General features: G+C 72.2%; 9 protein-coding genes. 5 read left to right on the top strand and 4 right to left on the bottom strand.

Translation table 11 applies throughout. The features are described from left to right. Window positions 1–36: 36 nt before the first annotated feature. Both AC5LUJ_RS11215 and AC5LUJ_RS11210 read right to left on the bottom strand, forming a co-directional pair. Window positions 37–429, bottom strand: coding sequence for a type II toxin-antitoxin system VapC family toxin (locus tag AC5LUJ_RS11215; RefSeq protein WP_250283596.1), 393 nt, complete (start codon window positions 427–429; stop codon window positions 37–39). Beyond that, complete coding sequence (locus tag AC5LUJ_RS11210; protein WP_250283598.1) at window positions 426–662, bottom strand: FitA-like ribbon-helix-helix domain-containing protein; 237 nt, start codon at window positions 660–662, stop codon at window positions 426–428. Before AC5LUJ_RS11210 ends, AC5LUJ_RS11215 begins: the two co-directional genes overlap by 4 nt. A 227-nt stretch (window positions 663–889) precedes the next feature. On the opposite strand from AC5LUJ_RS11210, the gene AC5LUJ_RS11205 reads away from it, so the two are divergent. Further along, window positions 890–1,768 (top strand): 2,3,4,5-tetrahydropyridine-2,6-dicarboxylate N-succinyltransferase, encoded by an 879-nt coding sequence (locus AC5LUJ_RS11205; RefSeq protein ID WP_250283600.1) that lies wholly within the window; start codon window positions 890–892, stop codon window positions 1,766–1,768. Window positions 1,769–1,848: 80 nt separating this feature from the next. Continuing rightward, on the top strand, window positions 1,849–3,000 hold the full coding sequence (gene dapE / locus AC5LUJ_RS11200) for a succinyl-diaminopimelate desuccinylase (protein WP_250283602.1): 1,152 nt from the start codon (window positions 1,849–1,851) through the stop codon (window positions 2,998–3,000). 98 nt (window positions 3,001–3,098) lie between these two features. On the opposite strand, the gene AC5LUJ_RS11195 is transcribed toward dapE, so the two are convergent. Further along, complete coding sequence (locus tag AC5LUJ_RS11195) at window positions 3,099–3,860, bottom strand: tyrosine-protein phosphatase (RefSeq protein WP_250283604.1); 762 nt, start codon at window positions 3,858–3,860, stop codon at window positions 3,099–3,101. A 519-nt stretch (window positions 3,861–4,379) separates the two neighbouring features. Further along, complete coding sequence (gene folP / locus AC5LUJ_RS11190) at window positions 4,380–5,321, bottom strand: dihydropteroate synthase (protein ID WP_250283606.1); 942 nt, start codon at window positions 5,319–5,321, stop codon at window positions 4,380–4,382. Window positions 5,322–5,508: 187 nt separating this feature from the next. On the opposite strand from folP, the gene AC5LUJ_RS11185 reads away from it, so the two are divergent. The 3 genes from AC5LUJ_RS11185 to AC5LUJ_RS11175 all read left to right on the top strand — a co-directional run bounded on the left by AC5LUJ_RS11185 (window position 5,509) and on the right by AC5LUJ_RS11175 (window position 8,249). Then, the gene (locus AC5LUJ_RS11185; protein WP_250283607.1) at window positions 5,509–5,982 is read left to right on the top strand and encodes a DivIVA domain-containing protein; all 474 of its coding nucleotides are present in this window, start codon (window positions 5,509–5,511) and stop codon (window positions 5,980–5,982) included. A 329-nt stretch (window positions 5,983–6,311) separates the two neighbouring features. Next, window positions 6,312–6,479 carry a DUF3117 domain-containing protein gene (locus tag AC5LUJ_RS11180; RefSeq protein WP_013872340.1) on the top strand — a complete coding sequence of 56 codons (168 nt, stop codon included), beginning with the start codon at window positions 6,312–6,314 and terminating at the stop codon, window positions 6,477–6,479. Between the two features lie 105 nt (window positions 6,480–6,584). Then, a complete protein-coding gene (locus AC5LUJ_RS11175; RefSeq protein ID WP_493464905.1) occupies window positions 6,585–8,249 on the top strand; it encodes a leucyl aminopeptidase family protein in 1,665 nt (554 codons plus the stop codon). The last annotated feature ends 146 nt before the right edge of the window (window positions 8,250–8,395 follow it).

Raw genomic sequence — 8,395 nt, 5'->3', positions numbered from 1 at the left:
GCGAGGGGAAAGCCCGGATGGTGGGGTGCCTTCGGTCTACGGGGTTGTGAAGGAGCAGCGGGGGCCGGTGGCCTTGGCCAGCCGGAGATCCAGGGTGGCAAGCTTGGCGTCCAGCGACTCGGCGAGCGCCACGTACCAGCCGTCGTACGCGGTGATGTTCTCCCGCAGCTCCCACACCCGGGTGGCGAACGGCTCGTAGGCGAACAGTTCGACCCGTAGGCTCAGCAGGTCCGCGTGGGCCAGGGCGGCGGTGTCCGCCGAGATCTCACCGGCCAGGGCGGCCCGCCGCAGCACATTCGTGACCTCCACCGGCATGAGATGAGGCGCGGCCAGGTCATCGGTGGCAAGCAGGTGGTCCGCCCAGGTCCCGACCGGGCCGCTGTCGACGAGTGCCGCGACCACGAGACCGGAGTCGACGACGAGGGTCATCTGCGGTCGGCGTCATGGTGGCCGAGGATCGACTCGACCGACAGGTGGCTGCCAACGCGTTGCTTGCGGTCACGGACCCGTGTGAGCAGCACCTCCGCGTCCGGCCGCCGGGCCAGTTCGATCAACTGGGAGCGCAGGTACTCCTGGAGGGAACGGCCGCTGAGCGCGGCCCGCGCGGCGAGTTCGTCACGGGTCCCGTCAGGGACGTCCCGAATCGTGATTGCGGTGACCATAGCAGCATTCTGCTGCTGGAAGCAGCGGATAGCAAGCGGCTGGCGTATGCCTGCAGACGTCTCGTCGGTGGTCCGCCGGGTCTGTCGGTGAGTTTCTGCTGTGTCCGTCGGTGTGCGATACGGGGATCTTTATCGGACAGGCTGATCGTGTTCTCGGCCGGCCCGGGCGGGGCCGGGGGAGGCAATCGGTTGGGCAGCCGCTGGTCCGCCTCGTTAAGGTCGTGACCGTGAGCAGCTCAGCCAGGATTTCCGACTCCGCCGGCTCCGCCGCCGGCCCAGCCGTCGACTCGGCCATCGATCCCGTCATCGACACGTTGTGGGAGAACCCCGACGTGTCCGAGACGCCGGACGGCCGCGACGTGTACGACGTCGTAGTCGAAGCGGTCAGCCTGTTGGACGCAGGGAAGGCGCGGGTCGCCCACGTCACCGACACCGGTGACGTCGTCGTGGACGAGCGGGCCAAGCGTGCCATCCTGCTCGCCTTCCGGGTCCTGCCGATGGCCGAGTCCGCCGCCGGGGACTTTCGCTACCACGACCGGGTGCCGTTGAAGACGTCCTTCGACGGGGTGCGGGTGGTGCCGGGCGCGATCGTCCGCTGGGGCGCGTATGTCGAGCCCGGCGCGGTGCTCATGCCGAGCTACACCAACATCGGCGGATACGTCGGGGCCGGCACCCTGGTCGACACCTGGGCGACGGTCGGCTCCTGCGCGCAGATCGGCCGTCGGGTGCACCTGTCCGGCGGCGTCGGCATCGGCGGGGTGCTGGAGCCGCCGAACGCGAAGCCGGTGGTGGTCGAGGACGACGCGTTCATCGGCAGCCGGTGCATGGTCGTGGAGGGCGCGCGGGTGCGTCGCGGCGCGAAGCTCGGCGCGGGCGCGATCCTGACCGCGTCCACCCATGTCTTCGACGCGGACACCGGCGAGGAGTACCCCCGGGGCGAGATCCCCGAGCGGGCGGTCGCGGTCGGGTCCAGCCGGGTGAAGTCGTTCCCCGGCGGGGACTACGCGCTGCCGTGCGTCCTCGTGCTGCGGACCCTCGCCGAAGGCGAGATCCACGACAAGCTCGCGCTCAACGACGTCCTGCGGGAGCACGGTGTCGCACCCTGAGCCGGGGAGGCGAGGCAACGGGGAGAGATGCCGACGAGGGAGACGAAGCGACGGGGAGACGAAGCGACGTGAGCCCGGGCATGCGCCTTGATCTGAGCCTGTCGGCGACGGAGCTGACCCGCGCTGTCGTCGACATCCCCTCGCCGAGCGGGGCCGAGAGCACGCTCGCGGACGCGGTCGAGGAGGCCCTGACCGGCCTCGGCGGGCTGCGGGTGGACCGTGACGGCGACGCGGTCGTGGCCCGGACCGGGCTGGGCCGGCAGACCCGGGTGCTGCTCGCCGGGCATCTGGACACCGTCCCGGTCGCGGACAACCTGCCCAGCCGGCTGGTGGACGGGCACCTGTACGGATGCGGGACCTCGGACATGAAAGCCGGGGTGGCCGTGATGCTGCGGCTGGCGGCCGCTCTCGCCGGCTCAGCCGCGCCCGCTGGGCCCGCCGGCTCCGCTGGTGTCGCTTCGTCCGCATGGTCCGGGGGCTTCGTTCCCGCGCACGACGTGACCTGGGTCTTCTACGACAACGAGGAGGTCGACGCCGTCCGCAACGGCCTGCGCCGCCTGGCCGCGAACCACCGGGACTGGCTGGACGCCGACCTCGCGCTGCTCCTGGAGCCGACATCGGGCGAGATCGAGGCCGGCTGCCAGGGCACCCTGCGGGTGGCCGTCACGGTGCCGGGACGCCGGGCGCACTCGGCCCGGTCATGGCTCGGGGAGAACGCGATCCACCGGGCCGCGCCGTTACTGGAACGGCTCGCCAGCTACCAGCCGCGGACGGTGACGATCGACGGCTGTGTGTACCGGGAGGGCCTCAACGCCGTACGGATCACCGGCGGAGTGGCCGGCAACATCATTCCGGACGCGTGCGAGGTCCTGGTCAACTACAGGTTCGCTCCGGACCGTGATGTCATCCAGGCGCTCGGTCACGTCCGGGAGGCCCTGGACGGGTTCCCGGTCGAACTGACCGACAGCGCGGCCGGCGCGCTGCCCGGGCTGACCGCGCCGGCCGCGGCCGCGTTCGTCCAGGCGGTGGGGCGCACGCCCGTCGCCAAGTACGGCTGGACCGACGTGGCCCGGTTCGCCGCCCTTGGCATCCCGGCGCTCAACTACGGCCCGGGTGATCCCAACCTTGCCCATACCCGGGACGAACACGTCGCGCTGGGGCTGATCGACGCCGCCGAGGACGTGCTGCACCGCTATCTGGCCGGGCCGGCCGCCGGCCGCGGGCGGCGGTGAGCGCGCCGGCGTCATGACGCGAACCCGTCGTAGGGGGATCGCTGTGGGAGGGGCCGGAGCGGGAAGGGCTGGAGCGGGAAGGGGACCGGCCGTGCGCATCAGCGGGTGATGCCGGCAATACCCGGGACGAGACCGGCGCGCAGCGCGTCGATGATCGGTGTGGGTATGCCGGTCGAAGCCGCCCAGGCCAGGACACCGCCGTTTCGTGACCGCAGCAGGTCGAGGAACATGTCCATGGTCCGGGCCTGCAGCAGTGCCGGGCCGAGCCCGGCCGGGCTCGACGCGCCGTACAGTGGATTCTGCTCCAGCCGGGCGGCGATGTGGTGCGCGTGGTGGTTGCTACGCAGGAAGTCCCGCGCGATCTCGTCGTTCCTGACCCCGACCAGGCTCAGGAGAATAGCCGCTATGAGACCGGTCCGGTCCCGGCCGGCGGCACAGTGGAAAAGGACGGGGACGTTCCTGTCCAGGGAATCGGCGATGATGCCGAAAACCTTCCCGATGGTGGCTGAGCCTTCCATGAGGTTCTTGTAGTAGCCCTCGGCGAGCGCCGCGGGATCGCGGCCGTCGGGAAACGGCTCCCGGCCGATCCGGCCCTCCGGCATCACGGAGAGATGGTATGTCTCGAGTTCCGGGAAGATGCGCTGGTCCTGCAGCCCGTCACCGTCGGCCTCCTCGGCCGTCCGCAGGTCGATGATGACACCGATTCCCGCTGCGTCCAGGAGATAGCCGCGGTCGCTCGCCGACAGGCCGTGCAGCGCGTCCGACCTGAACACGAGCCCGTGCCGGGTGGCCTGCTCGTCGTGCAGCGCCAGTCCACCAAGATCCCGGAAGTTGAACAGGCTGTCGAACTCGAAGGACACTGGCCGGCCCCCTCGACATGTATAAAAAGATCTTGCCGTCCGGTGGCAGAAGTGAATCCTACCCCAGGCCCGGGGCCCGCGAGGTGTCCGTTGAAATCACATCCGGCAACAAGTGGTGGGCGGAGGGCCCGGAATATGTCATGACCCGACGGCGCCGGGGAACGGCCGTCGGCTGCCCGTTGCCTTCGTGCCGGGCGCCGGAGGTACGCGCCGTGGCCGGCCCGGCCTCGCGGCAGGGCCGGCCACACGCTGGGCGCGGCCGGCGGGGCGGGCGGTATCCCGGTGCCTGGTAATCAGAGCGGATCCGGCCCGTGACGACATACGGGATTCACGTCCACAACAATTCCGTAATAACTGGGCCGGAATAGGCGGCGAAGTGGTGGCACCGTAACGTCCGGGACAGGTGTCGGGAATCGGGCGGCCCCGTCCTCGTGACGGGCTCCGGTGGCCCCGGGAGGCGATCGCCGGAACGCGGGAGGCCCGTTCCGGGCGCGGGGCCGCGCCGTGTCCGCAACGTCGCTACGCGAGAGCCCGGCGCGAGACGGCGAGGTCGCGGGTGCCGCGGATCGCCGCCACCGTCTCCAGGATCTTCCGGGTCGGTGCCACCTGGTGGGCCCGGAAGATCCTGGCGCCGAGCCACGCGCTCACCGCGGTCGCGGCCAGGGTGCCTTCCAGCCGCTCCGTCACGGGGCTGTCGAGGACCTCGCCGATGAAGTCCTTGTTCGACAGGGCGACGAGCACCGGCCATCCGGTGGCGGCCAGTTCCGGCAGCCGGCGGGTCGCCTCCAGGGAGTGGCGGCTGTTCTTGCCGAAGTCGTGCCCGGGATCGACGATGATGCCCTCGGGCCGCACGCCGAGCGCCCTGGCGCGTTCGGCGAGCCCGGTCGTCGTGGCGACGATGTCGGCGACCACATCGTCGTAGGTGACCCGGTGCGGGCGGGTACGCGGCGGCTGGTGCCCGGCGTGGGTGCAGACCAGGCCCAGCCCGTGCTCGGCGGCGACCTCGGCGAGCCGGGGGTCGGCGCCGCCCCACGCGTCGTTGAGCAGGTCGGCGCCCTCGGTCGCCACGATCCGGCCGACCTCGGCGCGCCAGGTGTCCACACTGATCACGATGTCGGGGTGCCTGGCGCGGACCAGCGCGACGAACCCGCCGACCCGGCGCAGCTCCTCGGCGGTGTCGACATCCTCACCGGGAGCGGCCTTGACCCCGCCTATGTCGATGATCCGGGCGCCTTCCGCGACCGCGCGCTCGACGGCGGCCAGCGCCTCGCGCTCGCCGTAGGTGGCGCCCCGGTCGAAGAAGGAGTCCGGCGTCCGGTTGACGATCGCCATGATCACCAGGTCGGACGGGTGGAACGTCGACGAACCGAGCCGCAGGTCGCCACCACAGCCCGCGGGGAACACCGGGAGAGGGGCATCCGGTGCTCCTGGCGTACCGGCGGTCCCGACGTCGGTGGGCATCCGGGCCAGCTTAGCTGGTCACCCGTCCACGGACCGCCGCGCGGCCGAGGGGCAGGGGCCGCCGGCCGGCTGTGGGCAGGGGCCGCCGCGCATCGCGGACTTCCCCGAGCAGCCCGGCAACGGCGGCAAGCGCGCGGAAGGGGTGGCACATGCGGCGGGACTCCGCCAGCCGTGTAACGATCGTTGGGTGTTGCTCGCTGTCGAGATCGTGGTTGTCGCCGCCATCGTCTTCGCTGTCGCGGCCCTGGCGGTGGGCAGGTTCGACCGGTTGTCGCCCGCTCCGCGCGACGCGGCTGACCAGCGCCTGCCGTCACCGACGATGTCCGCGGACGATGTGGCCGGTATCCGGTTCGAGATGGCGCTACGGGGATACCGGATGGCCGACGTGGACGCGGTGCTTGCGCGCCTTGCCGGCGAGCTCGCCTGGCGTGACGCCGAACTCGCGCGGCGGGACGAGGAGATGGTGCGGCTGGCCTCCTTCGCCCGGCTCGATCGCTACCCCTGGCCCGCCCGGGGCGCGGACCAGGATGGCTGGGGCAGCCAGGCCGAGGGCCCGGATGTCACGGGCACCCGCCAGCCGACGGACGCCGCCGGCATACGGCGTCTGTCGGGCACACCGGACGGCCCGCACGGCCCGCTGCCCGCGCCGCCGCCGGGCTGACGCCTGCCAGCGCCGTGCCTGCCGGCGGGCTGCTGGCGCCCCGCCAGGCCCTGGCGGCGGCGTGGCGTGTTGTGCTGCTGTTGTGTCGAGCCGCGGCGGGTGGCGTGCGGGCGACACGGCGGTGACTTTCCCGTCGTCCACGGTGTCCTTATCGTTGGTGTTGGTTCGAATCGTGTTCGTGTTGGCGGTCCGGGGGTGCCTTTGGTGGTTTGCGGACCTGTCAGCCTGTGTCTGTTGTGGCGCTGCGGGGTGACGTGTTTCGGTTCCCGGCCTGTTCTCCGGGATAATCGCTGGTGGTAGCAGGTCCGACGGCAGGAAGAGGTGCACCGATGGCGGCCATGAAGCCGCGGACGGGTGACGGTCCGCTCGAGGTCACCAAAGAGGGGCGCAGCATAATCATGCGCGTCCCGCTCGAAGGGGGTGGCCGTCTCGTGGTGGAGCTGTTGCCTGACGAAGCGAAAGATCTTGGGGACGCCCTGAAGTCGGCGGCCGGCTAAGCGTGCGCAGCCAGCGTGCCTGACGTTGTGGACAGTGGTTGGGCTGCTGCCCGTCCGCCGATTGTGAGGCCGTGGGCCGGCGCCCCGCTGGACGCCGGTGCCCCGGTGCTGGCTTTGCTGACCCTCCCGCCGGAGAAGGCGGGTGCGTTCGCGGTGGTCACCCCGGCCGGGCGCGCGGTCGGCGAGTCCCTCGGCATCGATCTTGATCTTCTGCTTGCGGGGGAACGCGCCAGCGGTGACCAGGGCGAGGTGATCGCCATCCCGCTGGGGCGTGCTGCCGGCCCGCGTAAGCTGCTGCTGGTGGGGGCCGGCAAGCGGGACGCGGCGGCGTGGCGGGCCGCCGGTGCCGCGCTGGCCCGCCGGGCCGGGCCGGCCGACCGGGCCGCCGTGCTCGCCGACGCCCGGGCCGGTGTGGACGCGGCCGCCGCACGGGCCTTTGCCGAGGGCCTGGCGCTGGCCTCCTACCGGCCGTTCGCCGCTTGCGGGCATCCGGCCGCCGCGGTGGGCGGGACGAGCGCGCCGCGCGGCGCGGCTGGTCATGCCGATGACCCCGGCCTCGGCGGCACCCCTGCCGAGCCCGTCACCGTTGAGCCCGTCACCGTTGAGCCTGCCGGTACCGGTACTGGTGTCGAGTCCGCCGCCGATGCCGGGCCCGACGTCGCCGACGAGCCGTCGAGGATCCTGCGTGAGGTGACGCTCGTCGTCCCGGATCCGGACGACGTCGGCCTGCGGGCGTCGCTCGCCGCCGCCGCCGCGGCCGCTCGTGCCGTCCACCTCGCCCGTGATCTGATCAATACGCCGAGCCTGCTGAAGTCACCGGCCTGGTTCGCCGACCGCGCGGTCGAGCTCGGCCGGGCCGCCGGCCTCGACGTCGAGGTGCTCGGCCCCGACGAACTGGCCGGCGAGGGCTTCGGGGGGCTGGTCGCGGTGGGCGCGGGCTCGACACGCCCACCCCGGCTGGTGCGGCTGACCTACAGCGGCCCTTCGGCCGGCGCTCCCTCGGCCGGCGGCCCCTCGTCGGACGGGGCGCGCGCGTCGGCGGACGCCCGGCACGTGGTGCTGGTGGGCAAGGGGATCACCTTCGACTCCGGTGGCCTGTCGTTGAAGCCCGCGACGTCCATGACCACCATGAAGACCGACATGTCCGGCGCCGCGGCCGTCCTGGCGACCATGGTGACGCTGCCGGCCCTGCGGGCTCCCGGGCGCGTCACCGCGCTGCTCTGCCTCGCCGAGAACATGATCGGCGGGGGCGCGCTGCGGCCCGGGGACGTCATCTCCTGCTGGGGCGGCACCACCGTCGAGGTGCTCAACACCGACGCCGAGGGGCGCCTGGTGCTCGCGGACGGGCTCGCCTACGCCGCCACCCTGGCACCGGACGCGATCGTCGACCTGGCGACCCTCACCGGCGCGGTCACGATCGCGCTGGGCCGCAGGACGGCCGGCCTGTTCGCCTCCGACGAGGTCCTGGCCGAGCAGCTCTCGTCCGCGGCGGCGGACGCGGGCGAACGGGTGTGGCGCCTCCCGCTGGTCGAGGACTACCGGCCGGCGCTGGAGTCCACCGTGGCCGACCTGGCGAACACCGGTAGCGCGCTGAACGTCTCCGGTGGGTCGATCACGGCCGCGCTCTTCCTGCGGGAGTTCACCGGTGGCCTGCCCTGGGCACATCTGGACATCGCCGGCACCGCCCGCTCCGACTCCGACGACGGCGAGATCAGCAAGGGCGGGACGGGCTGGGGCGTACGTACCCTCCTGGCCTGGCTGGCCTCCTGACCCCTCCTACGGTGCTGTCGGCGGCCCGGCGAGGTTATGCCGATACGGCATAGGTCATGTCCAGCGGATGTTCGATCATGCGGGATGCCGTCTGGATCACCGCCGGCGTCAACCAGCATCCATCCGGAGCAGGCCCGGCCGCGCGG

The sequence above is a fragment of the Protofrankia sp. CiP1_Cm_nod3 genome (assembly GCF_982290655.1).
Note: the sequence above shows the minus strand (reverse complement) of the source record. Positions and strands in the feature narration are given on the sequence as shown.